This is a genomic window from Ensifer sp. Root558 (assembly GCF_001427045.1).
Taxonomy (GTDB): Bacteria; Pseudomonadota; Alphaproteobacteria; order Rhizobiales; family Rhizobiaceae; genus Ensifer; species Ensifer adhaerens.
In genome coordinates, this window is record NZ_LMGC01000023.1 from 412,793 (window position 1) to 439,204 (window position 26,412).

Genomic DNA, 26,412 nt, shown 5'->3' on the forward strand with positions numbered 1-26,412 from the left:
TGCGCCGTATTTCCGCGGCCTTGCGCTTCTGCTGCCAGGCCGATTCATCAAATCGTTCTATGCCGCTGTTTTTACGCGGGGACGGGCACCTGGCTGCCCTCAGCCAACGCGCCGCCAGCGGCGCTTAAACGCACCGGTCGTCCACGTTCGGTCGCCTTGACCGCAACTTTATTGCGGGCCTGCGAATATTTCCGCGTTGCGGAATGTGGCTATTGAAAGGCAGAGACGGCGCGTTAGGTGCTAACAGGACAGGCGCTCTGCGCCTTCCCTGACCGGGCGGCCGCGACAGGCTTGCGACCGCCGCTTCGAAGCCACCTGTCTCACGCGGTCCCGGCGACGGACCGCCGCAATGGAAAGAACCGTGCCACTGCACCGTTCTTCGATGCGGGAGTTCCCATCATGCTCGTTCTGACGGCCATCGTCTTTGCAATCATCGGCCTCGCGCTTGGCGGCGGCGGCGCCAAGCTGCTGATGCTTGGCGGCAGCCCCTATTACCTCGCAATCGGCATCGGCTTCCTGCTGACGGCGGTGCTGCTGTTCATGCGGAAATCGGCGGCGATCTGGCTCTATGCGTTCATGATCCTGGGCTCGCTCGGCTGGGCGGTGTCTGAGGTCGGTTTCGACTGGTGGCAGCTTGGCCCGCGTGGCGGCGTCATCGTCCTTCTGGGGCTCTGGCTGCTGTTGCCGGCCGTGCGCCGGCCGCTCGGCTTCGAAAGCCCGACGGGCGAGCGTTATGCCGTGAGTGGCTGGCCGCTGGCATTTGCGGTGCTGGTATCGGTTGGTGTCGCGGGCTACGCAATCATGCAGGACCCGCACGACATACGCGGCGATCTGCCGAGCGATGTCGTCGCTGAAAATCCACCGCTCGGCGGCTCGGTACCGCCGGACGAATGGCACCAGTACGGGCGCACCGCCTTCGGCCAGCGCTACTCGCCGCTCGATCAGATCACGCCTGAGAATGTCGGGGGGCTGAGGGTTGCCTGGCAATACCAGACCGGCGACATCAAGAGACCCGACGACGTGGGCGAGACGACCTATCAGGTGACGCCGCTCAAGATCAAAGACACGCTCTATGCCTGCACACCGCACAACTGGGCGATCGCGCTCGATGCGGCAACCGGCGAAGAGAAATGGAAATATGACAGCAACTCGGGCATGAACCCGGACCGCCAGCACCAGACCTGCCGCGGCGTTACCTATTGGGCCGACCCGGCTGCAGCCCCGGGCAGCCCCTGCGCCGAACGGGTGTACCTTCCGACCTCCGACGCGCGGTTGATCGCGCTCGATGCGGCGACGGGGTCCGTCTGCACCAGCTTTGCCGACAATGGCGTCCTGCATCTCGAAACGGGCATGAAATACAACCCGGCCGGTTACTATTATTCGACGTCGCCGCCGGTTGCCGTCGCCGGCAAGCTGATCATCGGCGGTGCGGTCAACGACAACTATTCCACCCAGGAACAGTCCGGCGTCATCCGCGCGTTCGACATCAACACCGGTGCTCTGATCTGGAACTGGGACAGCGGCAACCCTGATGTGACGGCACCGCTCCCCGAAGGCCAGACCTACACCACCAACTCGCCGAACAGCTGGTCGGTCTTCAGCTATGACGAGGGTCTCGGCCTCGTCTACATCCCCATGGGCAACCAGGTGCCCGACCAGCTCGGCATGGGCCGCAGCGAACACGTCGAGAAATATTCCTCCTCGATCGTCGCGCTCGACATCAATTCGGGCGCGGTGCGCTGGGTTCGCCAGACCGTACATCACGACCTCTGGGACATGGACGTGCCGGCGCAGCCGGCGCTGCTTGACATCACCAAGGAGGACGGCACCGTCGTGCCAGCTTTGGTCGGACCGACGAAACAGGGCGACATCTACGTGCTCGACCGCAGGAGCGGCGAACCGATCATCCCGGTCGAGGAGGTGCAGGCGCCGGGTGGCGCGATCCCCGAGGACTTCACCGCCCCGACCCAGCCGGTCTCCGGCCTCACCTTCATGCCTGCACCGCTACAGGAAAAGGACATGTGGGGCGTCACGCTGTTCGACCAGCTTGCCTGCCGCATCGCGTTCCGCTCGCTGAAATATGAGGGACGCTACACGCCGCCGTCGATCGAGGGCACGCTCGTCTATCCCGGCAACTTCGGCACCTTCAACTGGGGTTCCGTCGCGATCGATCCGGAGCGGCAGGTGATGTTCGGCATGCCGACCTATCTCGCCTTCACCTCGCGGCTCGTGCCCCGCGACCAGGTGCCGCCGAAGGGCCAGGACGAGAAGGGATCGGAGCAAGGGCTCAATCGCAACGATGGAGCGCCCTATGGCGTCTTCATGGGCCCCTTCCTTGGACCGCTCGGCATTCCCTGCCAGGCGCCGCCGTGGGGTTACGTCGCTGGAGCCGATCTCAGGACCGGCAAGATCGCCTACAAGCACAAGAACGGCACCGTCGAGGACATGACGCCGTTGCCGCTGCCGTTCAAGGTCGGCGTACCGGGCATCGGCGGGCCGATGATCACCAAGGGGGGCGTCGCCTTCCTGGGTGCCGCTGTCGACGATTATCTGCGCGCCTATGACCTCACGACCGGACGCCAGCTCTGGGAGGCGCGCCTTCCCGCCGGCGGCCAGTCGACGCCGATGAGCTATGCGGTCGGCGACAAGCAATATGTGCTGATCGTTGCCGGCGGCCACGGCTCGGTCGGCACCAGGCCCGGTGACTACATCATCGCCTACACTCTGCCTTGACGCGCGCGAAGCATCCCTAATTCTCGCTAGAAGGTTGCAAAAGTAAGCTCCGCGCAAGCCCGCGACAGCAGCTTCCCCCGGACGACAGATTCCGGGGGATTCCCATGAAGATCGACAACAGCATTTCGAACTACTACTTCTCCCAGCGCCGCCAGCAGGCGGGCACTATCGCGCCGATCGAGGAGAGCGGCGGTGATGCGCGCCCGCGCCAGGCCCCGACGATCGCGCCGCCTTCGACCTCGAACGCCCTTTCCAACGCGCTGTGGATGACGGCGGCGCGCGACGGCGAGAGCACGGCTTCGATTTCCGCCAAAGAAGGCCCTGCGGCCTCGGACGGTTCGGTCAGCGACGAGTTTCTGAAGGAAGCGAAGAAGAGCCTGGTTGAGAAAATCCGCGAACAGGTCCTCAAGGCGATGGGCCTGACCGAATCGGATCTCAAGGAGATGCCCCCCGAGCAGCGGCAGGCCGCCGAGGAAGAGATCCGCAAGGCTGTCGAGCGCGCGATGGGTGTCGAGCAGCAGCGCGACGTGGCGACCGCCGATCTCGCCAACGGCGGCGACGACATCCCCTGAGAGGGCGGTTTGCGCCGATCGGCTTGTCTCGGTCGGACAATCGATGATATCCAGCGATCCTCCAAAGAGGACCAAGATCCATGCGCCTGATCCGTTAGCGACTTTCGCCGGCAGAAAACGACCGACGCCACAGCCGCCCTTCGGCGGTTTTTGGCATGGCTTTTTTTTCGGCCGCCTGAACGTCCTGACACGGACATGACCGTTCACCGGCCATCGCTAGGATCATCCTCATGACCACCAAAGACGGATTTGTTTCCGAAGCCGGCAGCCTTGGCGCCGGCCCCTTCGACCTCGGCTATAGGATCGAAGGCAGTGGCACGCCGCTGCTCGTCATCGGCAGCGCCGCCTACTACCCCCGCACCTTCTCCCAAGCGCTTCGCGAGAAGTTGCGGCTGATCTTCATCGACCACCGCGGCTTCGCACCGGCGCGGACCAACTATGCCGCTGGCGACATCGGCTTCGAGACGGTGCTCGATGATATCGAGCGAATGCGGGCGCATCTGGGGCTCGAACGCTTCGCCATTCTCGGACACTCCGGCCATGGCTATATGGCCCTCGAATATGCCAAGCGACACCCGGAGCGCGTCAGCCACGTGATCATGGTCGGCACCGGTCCGAGCCATTCGGCTCGTCATATGGCGCTCGCCGACCGGATCTGGGAAGAAACGGTGTCGCCGACCCGTAAAGCGATCTTCGCACGGGAGATGGCCAAGCTTGGCGACGATATCACGGCGCGGCCTGAGGAACGTTTCAAAGCCCTGCTGATCCGGCTCGGCGCGAAGAGCTGGCATCAGCCGGACTTCGACGCAACGACTCTTTGGCGAGATGTCACTGCCAACAACGCGGTATTCGACCATCTCTGGGGCGAGGTGTTTCGCGATATCAATATCCGCAAGGGTTTGAACAGGCTGGCAGCGCCGGTGCTGCTTGCGCTCGGCCGCTCGGACTATCTCGTCGCCCCGGCCTTCAGCTGGGACGAGTACCGGGCGGACTTCACGAACCTGACGGTGCGGCTCTTCGAACAGAGCGGGCATACGCCGCAGCTGGAAGAAAGCGATCTCTTCGACGAAGCCCTGCTCTCGTTCCTCGAAAACGACCGCGGCTAGGACAAGCCGCCCTCGCAGCGTCCAGCATTCGGAGGGGCCGAGACCGGCCCCTCCCCTTCCCAACCATTGACACTTGGTCGCGCCCAACTATCTATTGCTCCAGAAGCTATAGGTTTGAGGCGAGCATGTATTCCATCGGCGATCTCTCCCGGCGCACCGGCGTCAAAATCCCGACGATCCGCTACTACGAGCAGATGGGACTGATCGCAGCGCCCGAGCGCTCCGAAGGCAATCAGCGGCGGTACGAGAAAGGCGAACTTGAGCGACTGGCCTTTATCCGCCATGCGCGCGACCTCGGCTTGTCGATCGATTCGATCAAGGACCTGCTCGCCCTCAGCCAGCATCCGGAGCGACCTTGCGGCGAAGCCGACCGCATCGCCAGCGAGCACCTGGCAACGGTGCGCGAGAAGATCGCGCGATTGAGGAAGCTGGAGCAGGAACTGGAACGCATCGTCGCCTGCGACGGCAATCACACCGTCGGCGACTGCTACGTGATCCGGGCGCTCGCCGACCACTCTATGTGCGAGAGCGAGCACTGAGGCGGCAGCTTAATTAGTCGCCTTGAAAAATCCCCGTTGACAAAATCACGAAAACAAACAATCTAGCGCCCATGATCAAGAACGCACCCATTTGCCGCGTGTATTTTTGGCTGTTCCGATAGGAGCGGCCTGCTGATCATATTCAACAAGGCCGCCATCAGGCGGCTTTTGTTTTTCCGGCTCCTGATGGCGAGAAAACCCGAGGAGCCCAGACATGCTACAGACCGCCATCCCCACCCTTCATGCGACACCGGCGACGCGCCCGCCGATGGTGACGATCCGTTGCGCCAAGCAGCGCGACCTGCCGGAACTGCGCGACATGATCGCCGAACTTTCGGCCCATCACGGCGACGCCGCCCCGATCACGCCCGAACAGCTGGAGCGTGACCTTTTCGGCCGTACGCCGTGGATTACGGCGCTCGTCGCCGAGGCCGGCAACCGGCTGATCGGCTACGCGATCCTCGTGCCGATCTACCGGGCCGCCGAAGGCGCACGCGGCATGGAGCTGCATCACCTCTTCGTTCGCCCGGAAAGCCGCGGCACAGGCATTGGCCGCCACCTGGTCGCCAAGGCGCGTGAGCAGGCGAAGATGGCCGGCTGCGACTTCCTTTCGGTCAGCGCCGCCACGGGCAACTTCCAGGCACACCATTTCTACGAATCCGAACGCTTCGTCCCTCGCCCGGTGACCGGCATGCGCTATATGCAGAAGCTGGGCTGAGGAGCTGCCGATGCGTCTTGCAATCGTCCTGTGCGAAGGCTTCGCCGATTGGGAATGTGCGCTGTTGATGGCGGCGGCGCGCACCCATCTCGGCGTCGATATCGAGGTTGCCACCGTCGACGGCGCGCGTGTCACCTCGATGGGCGGCCTCGACGTCTCGGCGCATCTCTCCGTCGATGCCCTCGACCCGGCCGGCTTCGACGGGCTGGTGATCTGCGGCGGCGCAATCTGGGACACGAACGAGGCGCCCGATCTCTCCTCGACGATCCGTGCCTTCGATCGCAACAAGCGGGTGGTCGCAGCCATTTGCGGCGGCGTCCATGCCCTTGCAACATGCGGCCTTCTCGACCGCGTCGACCACACCGGCAACAGCGCCGAAAGCCTTGCGGCGCTGACCGGCTATCATGGTGCTTCGCACTATCGCGATCAGCCGCAGGCGATGCGCAGCGGCCACGTCGTCACCGCCGCCGGCACCGCGCCGATCAGCTTTTCCGGCGAGATCCTGCATGGCCTCGGTCTCGGCTCACCGGAGCTCGACGGATTTCTTGCACTCTACGGGCGGGAGCATCGGCCCGACGACAGCGGCAGCATCGGGTAAGCCGCCTTCCATTTCGGTGCAGAAAGCGGCCTCTCCACTTTTGGCAACAGGCCTAGAGCCAGTTCGAGATCTGATCGAGCGGCTTCTTCACCTTGCCGGCCACCGGCACGGTCGCATCCGGGGCTGGATAGCCGGCCACCAGAATCAGGAACGGCTTTTCACTGTCCGGCCGACCGCAAATCTCGTTGAGGAAGTTCATCGGCGCCGGCGTATGGGTCAGTGTCGCAACGCCCGCATGATGCAGCGCCGTGATCAGGATGCCGGTGGCAATGCCGACGCTTTCGTTGATGTAGTAGTTCTTTTTCAGATCGCCCGGATTGGGACCACCGCGCTTCTGCGAGAAGACGACGATCAGGTAGGGAGCGGTCTCAAGGAAGGGCTTGTCTTCGTCGGTGCCGAGCGGCGCCAGCGCGTCGAGCCACTCCTGCGGCGCCTTGTCCCGATAGAAGATACGCTCCTCCTCTTCCGCCGCGTGGCGCACCTCGGCCTTGATCCGGGGGCTCTCGATCACGGTGAAATGCCAGGGCTGATGGTTGGCGCCGCTCGGCGCCGTGCCCGCCGCCTTCAGACAGGTTTCGATGACCTCACGCGGCACCGGACGATCGCTGAAGTAACGCGTGGTGCGGCGGCGGTTGACCTCTTCGTAGAAGTCCGCAGCGCGGGCCACCATCTCCTCGGGGCTGCGTTCGATCCACTGGTCGTAGGGCGCGGTTTCGTGTGGGCGCATTCAGTCTCCTCCTCGTTATGAAGCCGAGTTGAGCGCGCCTTGCTACGAAGATCAAGCGTTAGAGCGCCGGTACCGCCTTCAGGTAGGCGGCGATCGCCTCGCGGTCGGCCGGCGTCAGTTTTGCCATGTTCTTCTGCACTTCCACCATGGAACCGCCGACGGAATCGAACTCCGGCGTGAAGCCGGTTTCCAGATAGGAGGCGATATCAGAGGCGCTCCAGCTGCCGATGCTCTTGGAGCCGGGCGTGATATCAGGAATACGGCCCTCGCCTTCCGGGTTCGGCGCGCCTGCGAGCCACTGATCCGGCTCGAAGCCTCCGAGCGCGTTTCTCGGCGTGTGGCATTCGCCGCAGTGGCCAAGCCCCTCGACGAGATATTGCCCGCGGGCGAGCTTCGGGTCGTTGGCGTCCACCGCGGCGCGTGGCTTGTCGGTCAGGAACAGCAGCTTCCAGCCACCCAAGGCTATCCGCATGTTGTAAGGGAATGGCAATTCGTGCGGCGGCGCCACCTCGGTGCTCTTCGGCAGCGTCTTCATGAAGCCCCAGAGGTCGTTGACGTCCTTGGCCGCCATGCGCGCATAGGAGCCGTAGGGGAACGACGGATAGAGATGCTCGCCGTTGCGCCCGACGCCGCGGGTCATGGCGTTGCCGAACTCGGCGAGCGTCCAGGCGCCGATTCCGGCCGTTTCGTCCGGAGAGATGTTCGGCGCGTGGAAGGTGCCGAAGGGGCTCTTCAGCGGCGCGCCACCCGAAAGCACCAGACGCGCGTCACCTTCGGCGCCCTTGTTGGCATGACAGCTGACGCAGCCGCCGGCCCAGAAGACCTGTTCGCCATTGGCAAGATCCGGTTCTCCGAGGCCCTCCCAATGGGAGGCGCTCCAGGGTGCCGGCTTCGTCAGCCACCAGAACGCGGCACCGCCGACGACGCCCAGCACCACAAGACCCGATATCAGCTTTCTCGCCCGACGACCCATAGTCTCCCCTCATGCCCTGCCGCAAACAGTGTGCTCAATACGAGTGAAGGCACGCGGCGGGACGTCGCGTGCCTCCTCTTTCAGCCGGATAGGACGTTGCCGCCGGTCAATTCTTCTTCAGGCGGTAGCTCTCATGACAGCTGCCGCAGTCCTTGCCGATGCCCCCGAGGGCCGCGCCGACGGCCGCCTGGTCAGCGGGCAGCTGCGCCAGAACCGCCTCGGCATCGGTGCCGAGCTTGGCGGCCTTGGCCTTGAAGTCATCCAGGTTTTCCCAGATCTTCGGGCTCGCCTCGGTCTCGTGGCCCGCTTCCGAGCCGGCCGGGAAATGGTCCGGGAAGGTCTTCATCTTCTCGCTGATCGTCGTCAGCGATGCCTTCACGACCTCCGCGTCATAGGGCTTCTCGCCCTTGGCGATGCCGGCAAGCGCGCCAGTCGCAGCGCCCACCTTCTTCATCGCCTGCTGGCGAACCACCTGCGGCTCGTCGGCTGCAGTCACGGCAGTAACACCCAGGCCCGCAAGAGCGGCAGCCAACATGAGTGCGCGTATTTTCATCAGGATCTCCCGGTCAATGAAATCTATTCGGCGAATCTGCCTGCCTGGCCTTCATGCCCAATGCGGCCGCATGATGTCATCTTGAGTATTCGACGGAAGTAACATTTTTTTGATGTGCTTGTTAGGACAAAGGAATTTCCGTCGGCCGGCGTAATTTCGGGATTTCAACAGGCCCGCCAATAACATGACTTTAATATTCATGTTTATACTTTGCAGAAACCGGGACAGCTTCACTGTGCCGACCAGCCCTGCCACACAGTGAAAGCCGCGACCAGAACGAGCACCGCCCCGGCGGCCCGGCCGATCCACATGGTCGTCTCAGGGCTGCCGACCAGAAAATCCCGGCCGCGGCCGGCAGCAAGGGCAAGGCCGCCATAGACAGCGAGCTGCGTCGCCGCAATCATCGCGGCCATGACCAAGGCCTGCGACCAGATCGGCCCGAACTGCGGCTTGAGGAACTGCGGATAGACCGCCAGCATGAAGAGATAGGCCTTCGGGTTCATCAGGCTCGTCAGCGCGCCCTGGCGAAAACTCGCCCAGCGCGACAGCCCGTCCGCGCCGTCGATGCCGCCGATGGTGATCGAGCTTTTGACCAGGGAAAAGCCGATCCAGGCGATATAGGCTGCACCCGCGACGAGCAGCACGTTGAAGAGGCCGGGCACCAGATGCAGGATGACGCTGACGCCGAGTGCCGCATAGAGCGTGTGCAGCACGCCGCCCGCCATGATGCCGGCCGTCGCCGACAGACCGGAGGCCCGCCCTCCCGTTAGCGAGTTCGCCAGGACGAAGACCATGTCCATACCCGGCACGATGATGATGCCGAACAGAAGGGTGAAGAAGAGCCAGAGGTTTTCCGTGTAGGTCATGTCAGTTGTCCGTCGTCCGGGTTTTCACTTCTCAAACGAATTGCTGTTTTTTCAATCCGTTGGCTGATGGTATAAATCCGGTCAACTGACAAGGTAGTGTCAGGAGCGTTGACGACGGGGGAGGTTTTCGATGCGCAAGGCGGCACGGCTTTTCGAGATCATCCAGATCCTCCGGCTTGCGAAAAAGCCCGTGACCGGCGCGCAAATGGCCGAGACGCTGGAGGTGACGGTGCGCTCGATCTACCGCGATATCGCGGCACTCCAGGCGATGCGCGTGCCGATCGAAGGCGGCCGCGGCATCGGCTATATTCTTAGGCCCGGCTTCGACCTGCCGCCGCTGATGTTTTCGATCGAGGAAACGGAAGCGATCGCCTTGGCTCTGGCGCTGCTGGCACGAACCGGCGACGAGGAACTGAAGGCAGCCGCCGGCCGCGTCAACCAGAAAATCACTGCAGCCGTGCCCGAGCCGCTGAGACTGGCCTTTCGTTCGCGGGCGCTGCACGCCTGGGGAACGATCGCCCCCTCGCCCGCCGGCATCGATCTCGCTCTGGTACGCCGGGCGATCCGCGACGAGCAGAAGCTCGAACTCGACTATCGCGACGAACTCGGCCGCGCCACAGAACGCACGATCCGGCCGGTGGCGCTGATCTACTATTCGGAAACTGCCAACATCGTCGGCTGGTGCGAGTTGCGCCAGGCGATCCGCAACTTTCGCGCCGACCGTGTCGAGCACTGCGAGGCGGTCGGCGCCTATTTTCCAGGCGAGGGAAACCGCCTCAGGGAACTCTGGATCAGCGGCTGGAAGACCACCTGAGCCTGGCCTCATCGGTACCCAGCACAAACGAAAAGACCCGGCGCAAGCGCCGGGTCCAAACGTCATGCATCGAAGACGGGCAGCTTACTTGGAAGCCGCTTCGTACATTTCGAGCACGTAATCCCAGTTGATCAGGCTGTCGACGAAGGCTTCGAGGTACTTCGGACGGGCGTTGCGGTAGTCGATATAGTAGGAGTGTTCCCAGACATCGACGCCGAGGATCGGCGAGGCGCCGTGAACGAGCGGGTTTTCGCCGTTCGGGGTCTTGGAGATTTCGAGCTTGCCGTTCTTGACCGAGAGCCAGGCCCAGCCCGAGCCGAACTGGCCGGTGCCGGCGGCGATGAAATCGGCGCGGAACTTGTCGTAGCCGCCGAGGTCGGACTTGATGGCCGCGTCGAGCTTGGCCGGCAGGCTGGTGCCGCCGCCGCCCTTCTTCATCCACTTCCAGAAGTGGATGTGGTTGTAGTGCTGGCCGGCATTGTTGAACAGCGGCTGGTTGGTGCCGTAGGACTTCTTGACGACTTCCTCCAGCGACAGGTCGGAGAGGCCGGCCTCTTCAGCAAGCTTGTTGCCGTTGGTCACGTAAGCCAGATGGTGCTTGTCGTGGTGGTACTCGATCGTCTCGCGCGACATGTAGGGCGCCAGCGCATCGTAGTCATAGGGAAGGTTCGGCAATTCGAAAGCCATGTGGGCATCTCCTCTTGGCATGGAATTTCGTCGGGAAATCCGTGAGCGGGAACATAGGCACCGACCCTCATGGAGGCAACCGATGCAATGCCAATTTTTCCTCAACCCACGGAATATACTTTCAACATCATTTTGAAAGCATGACACTTTCAAGCACATTCATGCCACGGTTTGGCTGCAGCTTCGCGACCGTTGCAACCATGCATAAAGGACAGTCCATGCCGCAGCGTCTCATCCCTGCCCTCGCCCTTTCCGCCATCGCCGCTTTTGCTGCGTCCAGTGCAGCAGCCTCTTCCGGCGACGCGTGGGAGACATTCCGGGCAGAGGTTTCGAAGAAGTGCCTCGCCGCCGCCACCTCGCTGCAAAAACCCAGCGTCGTCGTAGACCCCTTCGGCTCGCAGAGTTTCGGGCTGGCGCTGGTGATCGGCACGCCCAAGGGCTCCAAGGCCGCCATCACACAGATCTGCGTCTTCGACAAGCAGAAGAAGACGGTCGAGCTCGGTGGTGAGCTTGCACCCGACGCGGTCAAGGTGGGCGTGCCGGCAAAGAAGAAATAGCGCGCGCGGCCCGGCGCAAGCCGTCCAGTTGCCGCCCACGTCGGCCCCGGTCACTGCATATGTGGACTGCTCCTCACTTGAGCTTCGACCGACCGGTTGATAGATTTTGCTAATGGTGAGCGATACTTCCGAACGAATCCTGGACGCAACCGAACGCCTGATGGTGTCGCGGGGCTACAGCGCGTTCAGCTACGCGGACATCTCGGCCGTGGTCGGCATCGGCAAGGCGACCATCCACCATCACTTCCCGACCAAGGCGGACCTGGCCGCAGCCGTGCTTGCCCGCTACCGCAAGAACAATCGCCGCAGCGTTGAAGGACTGCTAGCAGCTGTCGGCGATCCGGCGGCCCGGCTCGAGGCCTATGTCGGCTTCTGGGAAGAATGTATCGCCAAACGGGACATGCCCTTCTGTATCGGCGCCCTTCTGGCCTCGGAAATACCTTCGCTTCCCGATATTGTCGTCGCGCAAGTGCGCGGTCATTTTGCCGACCTTTCCGGCTGGCTCGGAGCCGTGATCGAGGATGGCGTAGCGAAGGGATCCCTGAGGACCGCTCACGGCCCCAAGGCGGCCGCCGAGGCGCTGATGGCGACGGTCCACGGCGCAATGCTCGCGGCCCGCGTCGCCGGCTCGGATCAAGCCACGTTTTCGGCGATCGCACGGCCCGCCTTGGCACAGCTTCAGGCGCCAAGCGATGTCTGACCCCGAAGCTCCGACCCTTCGAAGCGACACCGGTCGAAAAAGACAGTTGTTCCCGTGGGAACGGCGGGCCACATTTGCGAGCGCTAGAAATCAAACCGAACGGACGCGATGGCAGGTGAAATCATCGCGTTTCTTTTTCAAATCTCTCCCGACCAACTAGTCGGTCCAACGAAGGAGGAAGATCATGGCAAATCCGCTTTCCACACTCGGCATCATCCATACCGTCATCAGCCTCGCCCCCGTCGTGGCGGGCCTCTATGGCTTTGCCCGGTATGGTGCGATTGTTCCCGGCACGCGCTCCGGCAAGCTTTACCTCGCCGCGATCATCCTGGCGGTGCTGACGTCCGCGGGGCTTTCGAGCACCGGCGGCTTCAACGCGGGCCATGCGCTCGGGATCGTCACGCTGCTCGTCATCGGTGGAAGCCTTGCAGCACAAAGGCTCGAATTTTTCGGCCGCCTGCGCCCCTACCTGGCAACGCTTGGCCTTTCGTTCAGCTATTTCCTGCTGATCGTGCCGGCGATCGCCGAGACGTTGAAGCGCCTGCCCGCCTCGCAGCCACTTGCCAGCGGCCCGGAATCGCCGATCGTGCAGACGACGCTGCTTGCCTGGCTGGTGATCTTCCTCGCAGGCCTCTCCGTCCAGGCCTACCTGATCCACAGGCGCGCCGTGGTCGGTGCGCGCGCGCCCCGCTCGCGCTGAGTGCCTGAACCGAAGGCCATCTTGCCCCGGCGCAGCGGGTACGACCGTGCGCCGGGGTTTTGCATACGCGCGGTGTCAGACGTCGCGGGCCGCGTGCGCCCAGTCCATGTAAAGATCGCGCGCCTTGGCGGCGACCGGGCCGGCCTGCAGGTCGCGGCTTTCGAGACGCGTCACAGGCAGCACCTTGGAGTAGTTGCCGGACGTGAAGATCTCGTCAGCCGCTTCGAAGTCCGCCATCGTCAGCGTCGCCTCGACCACTTCGAAACCGGCTTCGCGCAGCAGCGTCATGACGCGGAAGCGGGTGATGCCGGCAAGGAAGGTGCGGTTGGCGGCCGGCGTAAAGACGACACCGTCCTTGACCAGGAAGACGTTGGAAGAACCGGTCTCGGCGATGTTGCCGAGCATGTCGCGCACCAGCGCATTATCGAAGCCGCGCGAACGGGCCTCGGTCAGGATGCGCGCGTTGTTGGGATAGAGGCAGCCGGCCTTGGCGTCGGTCGGCATCGATTCCAGTGTCGGACGGCGGAAGGGCGACAGCGTCAGCGACGAGCCGCCGTGGCCGTTGCCCATCGGCGCCTCGAACAGGCAGAGCGCAAAACGAGTCGATTCCGGGTCGATGGCGACGACACCGGCCGCGCCGTGCTCGGCCCAGTACATCGGCTTCACATAAAGCGCCGTCTTGCCGTCGAACTTCTTGGCGCCTTCCCAGGTCAGCGCCTCGATCTCTTCCGCCGCCATCGTCGGCTTCAGGCCAAGTGCGGCGGCCGAGCGGTTGACGCGCTGGCAATGCAGGTCGAGGTCGGGAGCGACGCCGTCGAAAACGCGGGCGCCGTCGAACACCGTCGAGCCCAGCCACATCGCATGCGAGGTCGGGCCGATCAGCGGCGGATTGCCCGAGAGCCATTCACCATCGACATAGGTCCAGGTCACTGAGCGGGGGGATGTATCGACGGCCATCTGCGTCTCCTTGAGGTTTTTATTCTAGTCTTTCCGCATACCCCGAAAAAACAGCATCGGGGTGAATGGGTCTATCAAAAAATGTCATGGCGGCCGTTCTGGTACCGCGAAGGCCTCTCGCTTAGTCTCTGCGCCAAAGAAAAGGGAAAGCCGTGCGCATCAAGCATCTCGACGCAGACGACGTGGACATCTTCCGCCGCATCAGGCTGGAAGCGCTCAACCGCGAGCCGCAGGCCTTCGCCTCGACAGCGGCCGACTGGGAGCGCCTTTCGGCTGAGGAATGGCGCGCGCGGCTGATCGCCAACGCCGTATTCGTGGCCTTCGACAGCGATGAGCCGGTCGGCATCATGGGCCTGATGCGCGAGCGTGCGAGCCGGCTGGCGCATCGGGGCACGATCATCATGGTCTATGTGTGCGACGAGGCCCGCGGGTCCGGCGTGGCGCGACAGCTGCTTGCGCAACTGACCGATCATGCGCGCTCGGCCGGCATCCGACTGCTCGAACTCGTGGTGCGTGCCGACAATCCGACGGCGATCCGCTTTTATGAACGTGCGGGTTTCTACAAGATCGGGCACGTTCCCGGCGGCATGCTCGACGGCGACCGGGAGGTCGACGAATTTCTGATGGCACGCCACATCGACGGCCGCGCCCCACCCATTGAGACATTGCAAGGAGCGACCCGATGAAAGCCATGTATTACGACGCCTTCGAGAAGATGCCGGAAATCCGTACCCTTCCCGATCCGACACCGACGGAGAACGGCGTGGTCATCAAGGTCGAGGCAACAGGGCTTTGCCGGTCCGACTGGCACGGCTGGATGGGCCATGACGCCGATATCCGCCTGCCGCATGTGCCCGGCCACGAGCTGGCGGGCGTGGTGACCGCCACCGGCCGCGGCGTCATGCGCTACAAGGTCGGCGATCGGGTGACCGTGCCCTTCGTTTCCGGATGCGGCCGTTGCGGCGAGTGCCGCTCCGGAAACCAGCAGGTCTGCGAGGCGCAGTTCCAGCCGGGCTTTACCCACTGGGGCTCGTTTGCCGAATATGTCGCGCTCGACTTTGCCGACCAGAACCTCGTGCATCTGCCTGAAAGCATGGACTTCACCACGGCTGCGAGCCTCGGCTGCCGCTTCGCAACGTCGTTCCGCGCCATCGCCGACCAGGCCAAGGTCAAGGGCGGCGAGTGGGTGGCGGTGCATGGCTGCGGCGGCGTCGGCCTCTCGGCAATCATGATCGCGGCGGCCCTCGGCGCCCAGCCGATCGCGATCGACATCGCCGAAGACAAGCTCGCCTTCGCCAAAAAACTCGGCGCGGTCGCTGTCATCAATGGCCGTGACGTGCAGGACGTGGCAGCGGCGGTGAAGGATATCACCGGCGGTGGCGCCCATGTCTCGATCGACGCGCTCGGCAATCCCGTGACCTGCTTCAACTCGATCAAGAACTTGCGCCGGCGCGGCCGCCACGTCCAGGTTGGCCTGATGCTCGGCGACCAGGCGACGCCACAGATCCCGATGGCGCAGGTGATCGGCCACGAACTCGAAATCTATGGCAGCCACGGCATGCAGGCCTGGCGCTACGACGCCATGCTGGCGATGATCGCCGACGGCAAGCTGAAGCCGCAGCAACTGATCGGCCGGGAAATTTCTCTTGAAGAGGCGATCCCTGCCCTCGTCGCCATGGACCGCGCCACCGATCTCGGAATCAGCGTCATCACCCGCTTCTGACGGCCACGGCAAGCCGTGAACGCCGCAGCCGGTAGGCAATATGATGACCGCCCATTCCGACTCACCATCCGCATGCGCTAGCCTTGTCCCCAATCGGGGGCAAGGCAGATGACCATTGCGAGACGACGAAGACTGATCAAGCGGCAGCGCACCGGCACGGCGCTGGCCGTCGCCGCGACGATCTCGTTTCTCGCCGGGATGACCGACGCGATCGGGCTCTTGAGCATCGGTGACTTCGTCTCCTTCATGAGCGGCAACACGACGCGGGCGGCGATCGCGCTCGGCGACGGCGACTTCACCGGCGCCCTGCTGCTCGTCGGCGCGCTTGGAGCGTTCATCATCGGCAACGCGCTCGGCGTGATTGCGGCCGCACGCCTCGGCGTCGTCGGCGTCCTCTCGATGGTCAGTTTGGTGCTGATGCTCTGCGCTGGCTTCGGAACCTCGATGCCAAAGCCCTTTTATTTCTACGGCATCGTGCTTGCCATGGGCCTGGTCAATGCCGCCGTCGAGCACATCGAGGGCCTGCCGATCGGGCTCACCTACGTGACTGGTGCCCTTTCCCGTTTCGGGCGCGGTCTCGGCCGCTGGCTGCTCGGCAACACCAACCGCCAATGGCTCATGCAGATCGTGCCCTGGCTTGGCATGTTCTCTGGCGCTGTCGCCGGCGCCGTCCTGCAGCGCCATTTCGGCCCGGCGTCTCTTTGGGCTTCCTTCGCGCTTAGCGCCGGGCTCACGCTGGCCACCATTCTGGTGCCGTCGCGCTGGTCGAAGCGCTACATCCATCCGGGCTGATCCCGCTCCGGCCACAGCTTTTCGCCTCCCCCAAGATTTTGCCCTTAAGCCCGGACGGGTTTCAGGGCAAAATCCGCGCTGAAGAATCACGAGCGAGGTCCTGCCATGGCGCTTGCGGCAGCCGTTACTGCGGATGAACTTTACCATCCCATCCTCAACGCCAATCCGGCGCATCCGGCCGGCTGGCCGATCCGTGTCATCGTCAGCTCGCAGACCGAGGCGCGGCACAATCGTGCGCTTTGGGCGCCGACGCATCTCATCTCCGTGCGCGCACCCGGCAGCCGGCTTTTGTCGATGATCGAGTTGCCGCCGGAAAATCACCTGGAACTCTTTTTCGGCGACACCACCGATCCGGACGAACCGGATGCGGCGCGTCCGCAGGCGATCGACGCCGCATTCGCTTTCATCGACCGCTTGCCCGAGGACGCGCATCTGCTCGTCCATTGCCTGCGGGGCATTGGCCGCGCGACGGCGCTGACGCTGGGCATTCTGGCACGCTACATGCCGCCGGAAGAGGCAGCCGCGGCCCTGCATGCGCTTCGCCCGGAAGCCAAGCCGAACCGGCATGTGGTCAACCTGTGCGACACGGCGCTCGGGTTCAAGGGCAAGCTCGCCAAGCAGGCGCTACGCTTCCCGGCAAAAGTCTGGAAACCGGCCAAGGGCTAAGGCAGGAAACCTGCCTTTGAGCGGCCAGCCGTTGTGCGACGCACAAATATTTGACATGATCCGCGTAAAGAACGGTGACGGCGGGCTGTCCGATCGGGCGTGATGCTGTAAGCCTTTGTTTTCGGATAGGCTTTGATGTGGCATGTTCGCCATGTCAGCCAGCACCGAAGACAACTGACGGGAGGAAACGATGTCCCACGCGGCCTATGTGTTTGACGCCTACGGCACGCTCTTCGACGTGCATGCGGCGGTCAGGCGCCACGCTGAGGAGATCGGTCCGGACGGACAGGCTTTTTCCGAACTCTGGCGCGCCAAGCAGCTCGAATATTCCTGGGTGCGCTCGCTGATGGGCAGCTACCAGGATTTCTGGAAGCTGACCGAACAGGCGCTCGACTTTGCCTTCGCGCGCTTTCCCTCCGCCGACCCGAAGCTGCGCAAGCGGTTGCTGGACGCCTACTGGACGCTCGACTGCTATCCGGAAGTGCCGGCCGTTCTGAAAGGTCTCAAGGAGCGCGGGGCGCGGATCGCCATCCTCTCCAACGGTTCGCCGGCCATGCTCGCGTCGGCCGTGCGCAACGCCGCACTCGATATCGTCATCGACGACGTCTTTTCGGTCGACGCGGTGAAGGCGTTCAAGACGGCGCCCGCCGTCTACGATCTCGTTACCACCAGCTACCGGCTCTACCCGCACGCAGTCTCGTTCCAGTCGTCGAACCGCTGGGACATTGCCGGGGCGACGAAATTCGGCTTCCGCACCGTGTGGATCAATCGGGCAGACATGCCGGACGAATACCGCGATCATGGGCCTGCCTTGATCCTGCCCTCTCTCGAAAGCCTGCAATTCGGTATCTGAAGGAGTTCTTTGATGGTCTGGTCGCCCGCGCAGTATCTCAAGTTCGAAGACGAACGCACCCGACCAGCCAGAGACCTTCTCGCCCAAGTGCCTGACCTGCCAGAAGGCCTCGCCTTCGACCTCGGCTGCGGCCCGGGGAACTCGACCGAGCTCATCCGCGACCGGTTTCCCTGGACCACGCTTTCCGGCCTCGACAGCGACGAGAACATGCTCCTTGCCGCCGCCAAGCGGCTGCCCGGGGTATCCTTCGAAAAGGCGGATCTTGCGGCCTGGGTTCCTCCCGCCGGCGCCTCGCTGTTTTACGGCAACGCCGTCTTCCAGTGGCTTCCGAACCATCTCACTATCTTCGAAAGGCTGATGAAGGCGCTTGCCTCCGGCGGTACGCTCGCGGTGCAGATGCCGGACAACCTCGGAGAGCCGAGCCACCTCCTGATGGAAGAGACCGCGCGCAGCCCGGCTTTCGCTGAAGCCTTTGCCGGCAAGACCATCCGCCGCAACCCGATGCCGCCGCCGGCAACCTATGTCGAATGCCTGGTTCCGTGGGCAGCGCGCATCGAGGTCTGGCATACGATCTACTATCATCGCCTCGCCAATGCCGAAGCGATCGTCGAGTGGGTAAAGGGGACCGGCCTCAGACCTTATCTCGATACCTTGCCCGAGGACCGGCGGAGCGCCTTTCTCGCCGATTACACCGACCGGATACGCGCGGCCTATCCGGCAACGAGCGACGGCAAAGTACTGTTGCGTTTTCCGAGGTTCTTCATCGTGGCGGTCAAGGCGGGCTGAGTTCGTCTGCCCGCCGGGCGCTTACATGCGCTCCGCCAGAAAATCGATAAAGGCGCGGATACGGGCAGCGAGATGCTCGTGGCCGGCATAGACGGCGTAGACCGTCTCGATCTCGCCCGACTGATAGTCCTCGAGCAGCGGCACCAGCGTTCCAGCCTCGAAATCCGGCTCGACATGGAAACGACCGATGCGCCCGATGCCGACGCTGGCAAGGCAAAGCTGGCGGACGATCGAACCGCTCGATACCTGCATATTGCCGGAGACGGTTCGGTGCGCGATCTGAGACTGGCCCGGCGCGCGAAACGCCCACTCGTCGACGCTGCGGCGGAAGTTGAAGCGAACGCAGTTGTGGCCGTCGAGATCGTCAGGGGTTTGCGGGATCCCATACTTTTCAAGATAGGCGGGCGTGGCGATCACCACCGGCCGGGTTTCCATCAGCTTGCGCGCCTTCAGGGATGAATCACGCAGCGGTCCGGTGCGGATCGCCACGTCCGTGCGTTCGCCGACGACATCGATCATGCTGTCGGTCAGCGTCAGGTCGAGCTGGACCTCCGGGTATCGCGCCAGGAACTCCGGCGCGAGCGGCATGATGTAGCGCTCGCCGAAGCCGACGGCGGCGTTCACACGCAAGAGCCCACGCGGCGCCATGCGTCCGCCGGCGGCAACGACATGCTCGGTCTCGGCGATATCTCCGAGGATCCGTTGCGCCCGCTGGAAATAGACTTCGCCTTCTGGGGTCAGCTGCAAGGTCCGGGTCGAGCGCACGAGCAGGCGCGTGCCAAGCCGGTCCTCGATGCGGGTCACCAGCTTGCTGACGGCCGACGGCGACAGTTTCAGGCGCCGCGCCGCAGCGGAGAAGCTGCGGGTCTCTGACACGGCGACAAAAACCTCCATCTCACCGGCTCGGTTGTCCATGCGCTTCCCTTTGAACTCAATTCACAAACGTTTGTCTGATTATGCGTATTATCGTGATGAGTGCAAAGGCTCATATTCCACCCGACTTCAACAACAACCACACGCCCGGTGCTCCCAGCCGGGTGGGAAAGGTCTCGTCGTGCCTATTGCCATACTTGCGCTGACGATCGCGGCCTATGCGATCGGAACAACGGAATTCGTGATCGTCGGCCTCCTGCCGACGGTTGCCACCGACCTCAATGTCACCCTGCCGCTCGCCGGCCTGATCGTCAGCGTCTACGCGCTCGGCGTCACCTTCGGCGCGCCTGTTCTCACCGCGCTCACCGGCCGGATCGAGCGCAAACCGCTGCTGATCGGCCTGATGGCGCTGTTCATCGTCGGCAATGCCGCCGCAGCATTGTCGCCGAGCTATGAACCGCTGCTCGTCGCCCGCGTCATTTCTGCCTTTGCCCATGGCGTGTTCTTCTCGGTCGGCTCGACCATTGCCGCCGACCTCGTACCGGAAGACCGCCGCGCCTCGGCCATTGCCATGATGTTCATGGGCCTGACCGTCGCGATCGTCACCGGTGTGCCGCTCGGCACCTGGATCGGCCAGACCTTCGGCTGGCGCGCCACCTTCTGGGCCGTCACCGGTCTCGGCGTCGTCGCTCTTGTCGCGATCGCAGCCCTGTTGCCGAACACGCTGTCCAAGGCGCCGCCGGCAAAGCTCATCGACCAGGTGCGCGTGCTCGGCTCCGGCCGCCTGCTGATCGTCTTTGCCATGACCGCGCTCGGCTACGGCGGCACCTTCGTCGCCTTCACCTTCCTGGCGCCGATCCTGCAGGACATCACCGGCTTTTCGGAAAGCGCCGTCAGCCTGATCCTGGTGCTCTACGGCATCGCGATTGCCATCGGCAACATTGCCGGCGGCAAGATCGCCAACCGCGACCCGGTCAAGGCGCTGATCGGCCTGTTCCTGGCGCAGGCGGCGGTGCTCGTGCTCTTCACCTTCGCGGCCCCCTCGCCGGTGCTGACGCTGGTCACGCTTGCGGCCCTCGGCTTCCTGTCCTTCGCCAATGTGCCGGGCTTGCAGCTCTATGTCGTGCAGCTTGCCAAGCAACATCGTCCGGGCGCCGTTGATGTCGCCTCGGCGCTCAACATCGCGGCCTTCAACCTCGGCATCGCCGTCGGCGCCTGGCTCGGTGGCGTCATCGTCGCCTCGCCGCTCGGCCTTGGCATGACGCCCGTGATCGGTGCCCTGCTCGTCGCCGCAGCCCTGCTGCTCACGCTCCTGAGCGGCGCCCTTGATCGTCGCACCGGGGCGGCCTACCAAACGGCTTGAACCGCCGTCTGCGAGGACCACCTATAGCCTCATTCCTTTTTCGCCCGGCCAGGTGGCCGGGGGCTTATCAAGCATAACATGCCCAGTACAAGGAGTTACCCACGATGCATTCCGTCAATTCCAACGGCGCCAACATTCCGGCGCTCGGCTTCGGCACTTTCCGCATGCCCGGCGCCGATGTGCTGCGCGTTCTGCCGGAAGCCCTGAAGCTCGGATTCCATCACGTCGATACGGCGCAGATCTACGGCAACGAGGCCGAAGTCGGCGAGGCCATCCATAATTCCGGCGTGTCACGCGCCGATATCTTCCTCACCACCAAGGTCTGGGTCGACAAATATGCCCATCGCGACTTCCTCGCCTCGGTCGACGAAAGCCTGAAGAAGCTGCGGACCGACCAGGTCGACCTGCTTCTCCTGCACTGGCCGGGCGGCAGCGACGTGCCGATGGCCGAGCGCATCGGCGCTCTCAACGAAGTGCACAAGGCCGGCAAGGTTCGCCACATCGGGGTCAGCAACTTCAACACGGCGCAGATGGAAGAGGCCGTGAAGCTGAGCGACGCGCCGATCGCCACCAACCAGGTCGAGTACCACCCCTATCTCGATCAGACCAGAGTGCTTCAGACCGCCCGCAAGCACGGCATGTCGATCACCGCCTACTATGCGATGGCGAACGGCAAGGTGCCGAGCGATCCACTCTTGAAGGAGATCGGTGCCCGCCACGGCAAGACGGCCGCGCAAGTAGCGCTGCGCTGGCTCGTGCAGCAGAAGGACGTGATCACCCTTTCAAAGACCGCGACGATCGATCGCCTGAAGGAAAACTTCGCGATCTTCGACTTTGCGCTCGGCGACGGCGAAATGGCCGAAATCCACGCCCTTGCGCGTGCCGACGGCCGCATCGTCAACCCGGAAGGCCTTGCCCCCGTCTGGGACAAGGCTGCTTAACGAACGCAATCATTTCGCCGCCGGCCAATTCCCTGCCGGCGGCGGATACGATATGGACATCGCCTCAAGGACACGGATCGTAGGGAGGGGGCGATGTCGTTGCACGAGGCAAAGGCGAGCGATTTTGCTCCCGACTGGCCGGCGATTATCGCCGTCGTTCTCGGTGTCACCGCCTTCTCGGTGGCGCAGGGTCTCACCTATCCGCTGATCTCGCTTTCGCTTGAGAGCCGCGGCGTTTCGGCCGGCATGATCGGCCTCAATGCCATGGGCTTTGCCGCCGGTCTCGGTGTTGCGACGCTTATTCTCGGGCGGCTGACGCGGCTCGCCTCGGCCGACAAGCTGATCATCGCCAGCCTCATCGGCTGTTCCATCTGTCTCGCGACACTTGCCTCGACGTCGGAACTCGTCATCTGGTTTATCGCCCGCTTTGCCCTGGGTTTCTTCGTCAGCATGGTCTTCATGCTTGGTGAAGCGTGGCTGAACACCGCCTGCCCGGACCGGCTGCGCGGCCGCGTCTCCGGCCTCTATGGCGCCGGCATGTGCGGCGGCTTTGCGGCCGGTCCGCTGGCGATCCCGTTGCTCGGCACCAGCGGCGGTCTCGGCTTTGCCCTCTTGGCGATCTATATCGCACTCGTCGCCTTCCTCACGGGGCTGCTGACCATGGGCGCCCGCACCCGGCCCGAGCCGTCCTCGACGCGGGACCTCTTCGCCTTTTTCGGGAAGGCGCCGATGCTGATCCTCATGGTGCTGATGTTCGGATTTGCCGATATCGCCGCGATCTCGGCGATGCCGGTCTATTTCGTCAAGACCGGCCACAGCCAGGCCTTTGCCGCGCTGAGCGTAACGGCGCTGGCGATACCGACAGCTGTGGCACAGCCTTTCATCGGCGTGCTTCTCGACCGCCTGCCGCGCCGCCGGGTGGCGATCTCGGCGGCCGCGATCGCTGCCAGCGGCTATCTGCTCGTGCCGTTGCTGTCGTCCGATATCGCTCTGCTTCTGACCTTCGCCTTCATCGGCGCGGCGAGCTTCGCGCTCTATACGGCGGCGCTCACCATGCTCGGGGAAGAGTATCGCGGCAGCATGCTGGTTGCCGGCAGTGCCGCCTTTTCGCTCGCCTATGCCGCCGGCAGCGCGGCTGGATCCGGCGCGACCGGCGCGCTGATGAACTTTATCAACCCGATCGCTGGCCCGATCGGCGTGGGCGTCGTGCTGGTGGTCTTCACGCTTGCCTTCGCGCTCAACGGCCGACGCTAGCCCTCCGCGCAGATCCGGGCGAGAGCCTCGCTGAAGATGCGGGCGGCCGGCCCGAGCGGCTCGTCGATCCGATGAACGAGATAGGCTTCGGCCCCCACCTGGCTGTTGCGGCCAAGGGCGGCCGTCGGCATGCGCACGAGCCGGCCTTCCGCAAGGTCGCGCTCCACCTGCCAGAACGGCAATCGACCCCAGCCGAGGCCCGAGCGGATCATCGCATGCTTTGTGTCCTGGCTGCTGACACGGCAGGTTTGCGGCGAGAGCACGCCGTAGTCGCGCCCGACCGTGCGCTGCGACTGATCCGACAGGACGATCTGCAGATGGTCCGCAAGCTCGGCATTGTCGAGCACGTCTCCCCCTGCGCGCAGCCCCAAGGGATGATTTGCGGCAACGACCGCGACGAGTTCGACCGTCGCAAGCGCCCGACGGGCGATCGCCGGGTCGCGGAAATCTTCGCCGACAGTGATGCCGAGCGTGAAGCGGCGATCGACCAGGCCGTCGAGCGGCCCACCGAGCGGCAGGACCGCAAGCCGGATCGACACATCCGGATAGGCGCCGCGCATCTCCTTCAGCGCCAGGCCGACGGTCTCGATCGGAAACAGCGTATCGACGACCAGAGAAAGCTCAAGCTCGATGCCTTCGCCGAGCCCGCGTGCCCGGGCGCGCATCGCGTCCACCCGCAACAGGATGTCGCGCGCATTGGCGAGCAGCGCATGCCCTTCCGCCGTCAGGACCGGCCGGTGGCCGGACCGGTCGAAAAGGCCGACCCCCAGTTCGGCCTCCATGTTGGCGATGGCGTGGCTGACGGCCGATTGCACCCGTGAGAGCCTGACGGCGCCGGCGCGGAAGCTTCCGCTTTCGGCGACGGTCACGAAGGTCCGCATCTGATCGAGAGTAAGGGCATCGAGCATGATCGATTCCATAGATCATCTTGATGAAAATTATATCACTCCAAGAGATCGAGAAAAGCACCCATCTTTTCTGTGAACGGCAATGCCGCCCACAAAAAGGAAACCGAAATGACCAAGGTGCTCGTGCTCTACTATTCCTCCTACGGCCACATCGAGACTATGGCGAACGCCGTCGCCGAGGGTGCGCGCACCGCCGGCGCCACCGTCGCGCTCAAGCGCGTGCCGGAAATCGTCCCGGAAGCCGTGGCCGTCAAGGCCGGCTACAAGCGCAACCACGATGCACCGGTGGCAACCGTCGCCGAACTGCCCGACTATGACGCGATCATCATCGGCACGCCGACACGCTTCGGCAACATGGCCGCCCAGATGAAGAACTTTCTCGACCAGGCGGGTGGGATCTGGGCACGCGATGCCCTGGTCGGGCGTATCGGCAGCGTTTTTACCTCGACCGGAAGCCAGCATGGCGGCCAGGAATCGACGATACTCGCCACGCATACCGTACTGCTGCATCTCGGAATGGTGATCACCGGCCTTCCCTACAGCTTCAAAGGCCAGATGCGCATGGACGAAATCACCGGCGGATCACCCTACGGCGCCTCGACGCTGGCCGATGACGGCAACGGCGGCGACCGGCAGCCGAGCGCCAACGAACTGGAAGGCGCACGCTTCCAGGGGCGCCACGTGGCGGAACTGGCGGCAGCGCTGGTTGCCGGACGCACCCGCGTTGGGGAGATCGCCTGATGGCCACGGCCGCAGCCTTTGTTCGCGAAAGAACCGATTGGTCGGGCGTGATGACCGTTGTTGCGGCCGGCGTGGTCGCGGCGATGCAGGTGGGCAAGGGGCTGATTGCAGGCCCGCTGCTTCAATCCGATCTTGGGCTCAACCTTTCTGCCCTCGGCTGGATCACCTCCGTCTTCGCAGTCGTTGGCGTCGTCGGGGGCATGGCAGCCGGCGCGTTCGTCACAGCTGTCGGCGACCGGCGCCTGCTTGGCATCGGCATGGCGCTGCTGGCGTTCGGTTCCTTTGCCGGCGCGGCGAGCCCAGCATTCACGCTGCTTCTGCTGTCGCGCATCATCGAGGGCTTCGGCTTTCTGCTTGTCGTCGTCGCCGGTCCCGCCATCCTCATGCGTCTGGTGACGCAGGAGCGCCGCGACCTCGTCTTTGCCCTCTGGAGCTGTTTCATGCCCGCGGGCATGGCGATCGCCATGCTGACGGGGCCCGCCTTTACCGGTTGGCAGGCGATCTGGTGGAGCAACGGGCTGCTCACGCTTGCGAGCCTCGCCTCCATTTTCCTGGCCGTGTCGCCATCCCGGCAAACGCCCCGTGTCGCCACCCGCTTCCGGGATGATGCCGCGGAAACGCTGACGAGCCGCGGGCCCGTGCTGCTCTTCGCGCTGTTTTCGCTCTACAGCCTGATGAGCTTCACGCTTTCCAGCTTTCTGCCGATCCTGCTGATCGAGCGCCTGCAGGTCTCGCTTGGAACCGTTGGCCTGTTGAGCGCCGTCATCACGCTGGTGAACGTCTTCGGCAATCTGGCCGCCGGCCATCTTCTGTCCCGCGGCTTCGCCCGCGGCAGGCTGGTCGCAAGCGCCGCGTTGCTGACCGGCGTGTCCGGCCTTTGGATCTTCCTGAGCCCTTCAGGCGGACATCTGATCCTGGCGCTCTGCCTCCTGTTTTCCGCGATCGGCGGGCTCATTCCGGCGACGCTGATCTCATCGGTGCCGCTCCTGTCGCCACGTCCGGCGCTTGCGCCGATGGCGATGGGCCTGCTGATGCAGGGCAGCAATCTCGGGCAACTCGTCGGCCCCGTCGCGGTCGGAACCGCGATCGAGTTCTACGGATGGACATCGGGTGCGGCTTTTATCGGCGCCAGTGCCGTTCTTTGCATCGCGCTGACGCCCACACTCGAACGGACGCTACGGGAAAGCAGGCCGGAACGCTGACAGGGGCCGCAGGCAACAAAAAACCCACCGGCAGACGCCGGTGGGCTTCGCTTTTTTACGTTCGGGTCGCCGGTATCAGACGAACTGGCTGAGACCCGGAACCGAAGCGACGACTTCGTCGACCACGTCTGCGCCGGCCTTCTCCTTGGCGAACGCGATGGTTTCCTTTGCAAGTCCGGTGATTTCACCCATGCCGAGGCCCTGGCTCATCAGCTGCTGGCCGAGCGCCATGACGCCGCCACCACCGATTGCCGACATCAGACCGCCGAGCAGGCCGCCGCCGCCCGTGCCTTCGCCGTTGTACTGAGCGATCAGTTCGGACGCGCCCGGGATCGCTTCAATCATCTGGGCAACCGGACCGTCGGCGGCTTCGCGCTGCAGGAAGCCGAGGATCATGCCGACAGCCTTTTCGGCGGTTGCCGGCTCGATGCCGACATTTTCAGCAACGCGCGTGACCAGTTCATTCATGGAGAAACTCCCTCATTTTGGATTTTTGACGTTGACGTCAAG

30 protein-coding genes are annotated in these 26,412 nt (G+C 64.0%); 21 read left to right on the plus strand and 9 right to left on the minus strand.

The features are described 5' to 3' along the window. The first annotated feature begins 396 nt into the window (after nucleotides 1–396). The 6 genes from ASD63_RS21805 to ASD63_RS21830 all read left to right on the plus strand — a co-directional run bounded on the left by ASD63_RS21805 (nucleotide 397) and on the right by ASD63_RS21830 (nucleotide 6,266). Nucleotides 397–2,733, plus strand: coding sequence for a glucose/quinate/shikimate family membrane-bound PQQ-dependent dehydrogenase (locus ASD63_RS21805; RefSeq protein WP_034789462.1), 2,337 nt, complete (start codon nucleotides 397–399; stop codon nucleotides 2,731–2,733). Nucleotides 2,734–2,837: 104 nt separating this feature from the next. After that, nucleotides 2,838–3,305 (plus strand): hypothetical protein, encoded by a 468-nt coding sequence (locus tag ASD63_RS21810; protein WP_034789284.1) that lies wholly within the window; start codon nucleotides 2,838–2,840, stop codon nucleotides 3,303–3,305. A 230-nt stretch (nucleotides 3,306–3,535) separates the two neighbouring features. Further along, the gene (locus ASD63_RS21815; protein WP_034789280.1) at nucleotides 3,536–4,411 is read left to right on the plus strand and encodes an alpha/beta hydrolase; all 876 of its coding nucleotides are present in this window, start codon (nucleotides 3,536–3,538) and stop codon (nucleotides 4,409–4,411) included. Between the two features lie 125 nt (nucleotides 4,412–4,536). Further along, a complete protein-coding gene (locus tag ASD63_RS21820; protein ID WP_034789279.1) occupies nucleotides 4,537–4,950 on the plus strand; it encodes a helix-turn-helix domain-containing protein in 414 nt (137 codons plus the stop codon). 214 nt (nucleotides 4,951–5,164) lie between these two features. Then, on the plus strand, nucleotides 5,165–5,668 hold the full coding sequence (locus tag ASD63_RS21825) for a GNAT family N-acetyltransferase (RefSeq protein WP_034789278.1): 504 nt from the start codon (nucleotides 5,165–5,167) through the stop codon (nucleotides 5,666–5,668). A 10-nt stretch (nucleotides 5,669–5,678) separates the two neighbouring features. Beyond that, a complete protein-coding gene (locus ASD63_RS21830; protein ID WP_034789277.1) occupies nucleotides 5,679–6,266 on the plus strand; it encodes a DJ-1/PfpI family protein in 588 nt (195 codons plus the stop codon). A 52-nt stretch (nucleotides 6,267–6,318) separates the two neighbouring features. On the opposite strand, the gene ASD63_RS21835 is transcribed toward ASD63_RS21830, so the two are convergent. The 4 genes from ASD63_RS21835 to ASD63_RS21850 form a co-directional block, all read right to left on the minus strand. Further along, nucleotides 6,319–6,993 carry a nitroreductase family protein gene (locus tag ASD63_RS21835; protein ID WP_034789276.1) on the minus strand — a complete coding sequence of 225 codons (675 nt, stop codon included), beginning with the start codon at nucleotides 6,991–6,993 and terminating at the stop codon, nucleotides 6,319–6,321. Between the two features lie 58 nt (nucleotides 6,994–7,051). Beyond that, nucleotides 7,052–7,966, minus strand: coding sequence for a cytochrome c (locus ASD63_RS21840; protein WP_034789275.1), 915 nt, complete (start codon nucleotides 7,964–7,966; stop codon nucleotides 7,052–7,054). Nucleotides 7,967–8,072: 106 nt separating this feature from the next. Further along, nucleotides 8,073–8,519 carry a cytochrome c gene (locus ASD63_RS21845; RefSeq protein WP_060529824.1) on the minus strand — a complete coding sequence of 149 codons (447 nt, stop codon included), beginning with the start codon at nucleotides 8,517–8,519 and terminating at the stop codon, nucleotides 8,073–8,075. 230 nt (nucleotides 8,520–8,749) lie between these two features. Beyond that, nucleotides 8,750–9,385 (minus strand): LysE family translocator, encoded by a 636-nt coding sequence (locus ASD63_RS21850; protein WP_034789271.1) that lies wholly within the window; start codon nucleotides 9,383–9,385, stop codon nucleotides 8,750–8,752. Nucleotides 9,386–9,515: 130 nt separating this feature from the next. Here ASD63_RS21850 and ASD63_RS21855 point away from each other — a divergent pair, with 130 nt between their 5' ends. Then, a complete protein-coding gene (locus ASD63_RS21855) occupies nucleotides 9,516–10,199 on the plus strand; it encodes a YafY family protein (protein ID WP_034789264.1) in 684 nt (227 codons plus the stop codon). Between the two features lie 84 nt (nucleotides 10,200–10,283). Here ASD63_RS21855 and ASD63_RS21860 read toward each other — a convergent pair whose 3' ends face one another. Next, entirely contained in the window at nucleotides 10,284–10,886 is a 603-nt protein-coding gene (locus tag ASD63_RS21860) for a superoxide dismutase (RefSeq protein WP_034789262.1), read from the minus strand. 218 nt (nucleotides 10,887–11,104) lie between these two features. On the opposite strand from ASD63_RS21860, the gene ASD63_RS21865 reads away from it, so the two are divergent. From ASD63_RS21865 to ASD63_RS21875, 3 genes are all read left to right on the plus strand, one after another. Next, entirely contained in the window at nucleotides 11,105–11,443 is a 339-nt protein-coding gene (locus ASD63_RS21865) for a hypothetical protein (RefSeq protein WP_034789460.1), read from the plus strand. Nucleotides 11,444–11,555: 112 nt separating this feature from the next. Continuing rightward, complete coding sequence (locus tag ASD63_RS21870; RefSeq protein WP_034789261.1) at nucleotides 11,556–12,143, plus strand: TetR/AcrR family transcriptional regulator; 588 nt, start codon at nucleotides 11,556–11,558, stop codon at nucleotides 12,141–12,143. A 184-nt stretch (nucleotides 12,144–12,327) separates the two neighbouring features. Continuing rightward, nucleotides 12,328–12,843, plus strand: coding sequence for a hypothetical protein (locus ASD63_RS21875; RefSeq protein WP_034789260.1), 516 nt, complete (start codon nucleotides 12,328–12,330; stop codon nucleotides 12,841–12,843). Nucleotides 12,844–12,918: 75 nt separating this feature from the next. Here ASD63_RS21875 and ASD63_RS21880 read toward each other — a convergent pair whose 3' ends face one another. Further along, complete coding sequence (locus tag ASD63_RS21880) at nucleotides 12,919–13,800, minus strand: branched-chain amino acid aminotransferase (RefSeq protein ID WP_034789259.1); 882 nt, start codon at nucleotides 13,798–13,800, stop codon at nucleotides 12,919–12,921. Between the two features lie 152 nt (nucleotides 13,801–13,952). On the opposite strand from ASD63_RS21880, the gene ASD63_RS21885 reads away from it, so the two are divergent. The 6 genes from ASD63_RS21885 (at nucleotide 13,953) to tam (ending at nucleotide 18,620) form a co-directional block, all read left to right on the plus strand. After that, nucleotides 13,953–14,486 carry a GNAT family N-acetyltransferase gene (locus ASD63_RS21885; RefSeq protein ID WP_051659155.1) on the plus strand — a complete coding sequence of 178 codons (534 nt, stop codon included), beginning with the start codon at nucleotides 13,953–13,955 and terminating at the stop codon, nucleotides 14,484–14,486. Continuing rightward, on the plus strand, nucleotides 14,483–15,523 hold the full coding sequence (locus ASD63_RS21890) for a zinc-dependent alcohol dehydrogenase family protein (protein ID WP_034789258.1): 1,041 nt from the start codon (nucleotides 14,483–14,485) through the stop codon (nucleotides 15,521–15,523). Before ASD63_RS21885 ends, ASD63_RS21890 begins: the two co-directional genes overlap by 4 nt. A gap of 108 nt (nucleotides 15,524–15,631) precedes the next feature. Continuing rightward, nucleotides 15,632–16,315: a YoaK family protein gene (locus ASD63_RS21895; RefSeq protein ID WP_034789257.1), complete on the plus strand. Its 684-nt coding sequence runs from the start codon at nucleotides 15,632–15,634 to the stop codon at nucleotides 16,313–16,315. A 105-nt stretch (nucleotides 16,316–16,420) separates the two neighbouring features. After that, nucleotides 16,421–16,981: a phosphatase gene (locus tag ASD63_RS21900; RefSeq protein ID WP_034789256.1), complete on the plus strand. Its 561-nt coding sequence runs from the start codon at nucleotides 16,421–16,423 to the stop codon at nucleotides 16,979–16,981. Nucleotides 16,982–17,171: 190 nt separating this feature from the next. Beyond that, on the plus strand, nucleotides 17,172–17,834 hold the full coding sequence (locus tag ASD63_RS21905; protein ID WP_034789254.1) for a haloacid dehalogenase type II: 663 nt from the start codon (nucleotides 17,172–17,174) through the stop codon (nucleotides 17,832–17,834). Between the two features lie 12 nt (nucleotides 17,835–17,846). Then, on the plus strand, nucleotides 17,847–18,620 hold the full coding sequence (tam, locus tag ASD63_RS21910) for a trans-aconitate 2-methyltransferase (protein WP_034789252.1): 774 nt from the start codon (nucleotides 17,847–17,849) through the stop codon (nucleotides 18,618–18,620). A 21-nt stretch (nucleotides 18,621–18,641) separates the two neighbouring features. On the opposite strand, the gene ASD63_RS21915 is transcribed toward tam, so the two are convergent. Then, nucleotides 18,642–19,535: a LysR family transcriptional regulator gene (locus ASD63_RS21915; protein WP_034789251.1), complete on the minus strand. Its 894-nt coding sequence runs from the start codon at nucleotides 19,533–19,535 to the stop codon at nucleotides 18,642–18,644. Between the two features lie 139 nt (nucleotides 19,536–19,674). On the opposite strand from ASD63_RS21915, the gene ASD63_RS21920 reads away from it, so the two are divergent. The 3 genes from ASD63_RS21920 to ASD63_RS21930 all read left to right on the plus strand — a co-directional run bounded on the left by ASD63_RS21920 (nucleotide 19,675) and on the right by ASD63_RS21930 (nucleotide 23,051). After that, on the plus strand, nucleotides 19,675–20,856 hold the full coding sequence (locus ASD63_RS21920) for an MFS transporter (RefSeq protein WP_034789250.1): 1,182 nt from the start codon (nucleotides 19,675–19,677) through the stop codon (nucleotides 20,854–20,856). A gap of 104 nt (nucleotides 20,857–20,960) precedes the next feature. Beyond that, the gene (locus tag ASD63_RS21925; protein WP_034789248.1) at nucleotides 20,961–21,797 is read left to right on the plus strand and encodes an aldo/keto reductase; all 837 of its coding nucleotides are present in this window, start codon (nucleotides 20,961–20,963) and stop codon (nucleotides 21,795–21,797) included. Between the two features lie 93 nt (nucleotides 21,798–21,890). Further along, the gene (locus tag ASD63_RS21930; RefSeq protein ID WP_034789246.1) at nucleotides 21,891–23,051 is read left to right on the plus strand and encodes an MFS transporter; all 1,161 of its coding nucleotides are present in this window, start codon (nucleotides 21,891–21,893) and stop codon (nucleotides 23,049–23,051) included. On the opposite strand, the gene ASD63_RS21935 is transcribed toward ASD63_RS21930, so the two are convergent. Further along, on the minus strand, nucleotides 23,048–23,959 hold the full coding sequence (locus ASD63_RS21935) for a LysR family transcriptional regulator (protein ID WP_034789456.1): 912 nt from the start codon (nucleotides 23,957–23,959) through the stop codon (nucleotides 23,048–23,050). The genes ASD63_RS21930 and ASD63_RS21935 overlap by 4 nt on opposite strands. A 108-nt stretch (nucleotides 23,960–24,067) precedes the next feature. Here ASD63_RS21935 and wrbA point away from each other — a divergent pair, with 108 nt between their 5' ends. Both wrbA and ASD63_RS21945 read left to right on the plus strand, forming a co-directional pair. After that, on the plus strand, nucleotides 24,068–24,700 hold the full coding sequence (gene wrbA, locus ASD63_RS21940) for an NAD(P)H:quinone oxidoreductase (protein ID WP_034789451.1): 633 nt from the start codon (nucleotides 24,068–24,070) through the stop codon (nucleotides 24,698–24,700). After that, a complete protein-coding gene (locus ASD63_RS21945) occupies nucleotides 24,700–25,902 on the plus strand; it encodes an MFS transporter (RefSeq protein ID WP_060516249.1) in 1,203 nt (400 codons plus the stop codon). The genes wrbA and ASD63_RS21945 overlap by 1 nt, the downstream gene beginning before the upstream one ends. A 75-nt stretch (nucleotides 25,903–25,977) precedes the next feature. On the opposite strand, the gene ASD63_RS21950 is transcribed toward ASD63_RS21945, so the two are convergent. Next, nucleotides 25,978–26,370, minus strand: a complete 393-nt coding sequence (locus tag ASD63_RS21950) for a hypothetical protein (RefSeq protein ID WP_034789243.1) — start codon at nucleotides 26,368–26,370, stop codon at nucleotides 25,978–25,980. Nucleotides 26,371–26,412 lie beyond the last annotated feature (42 nt).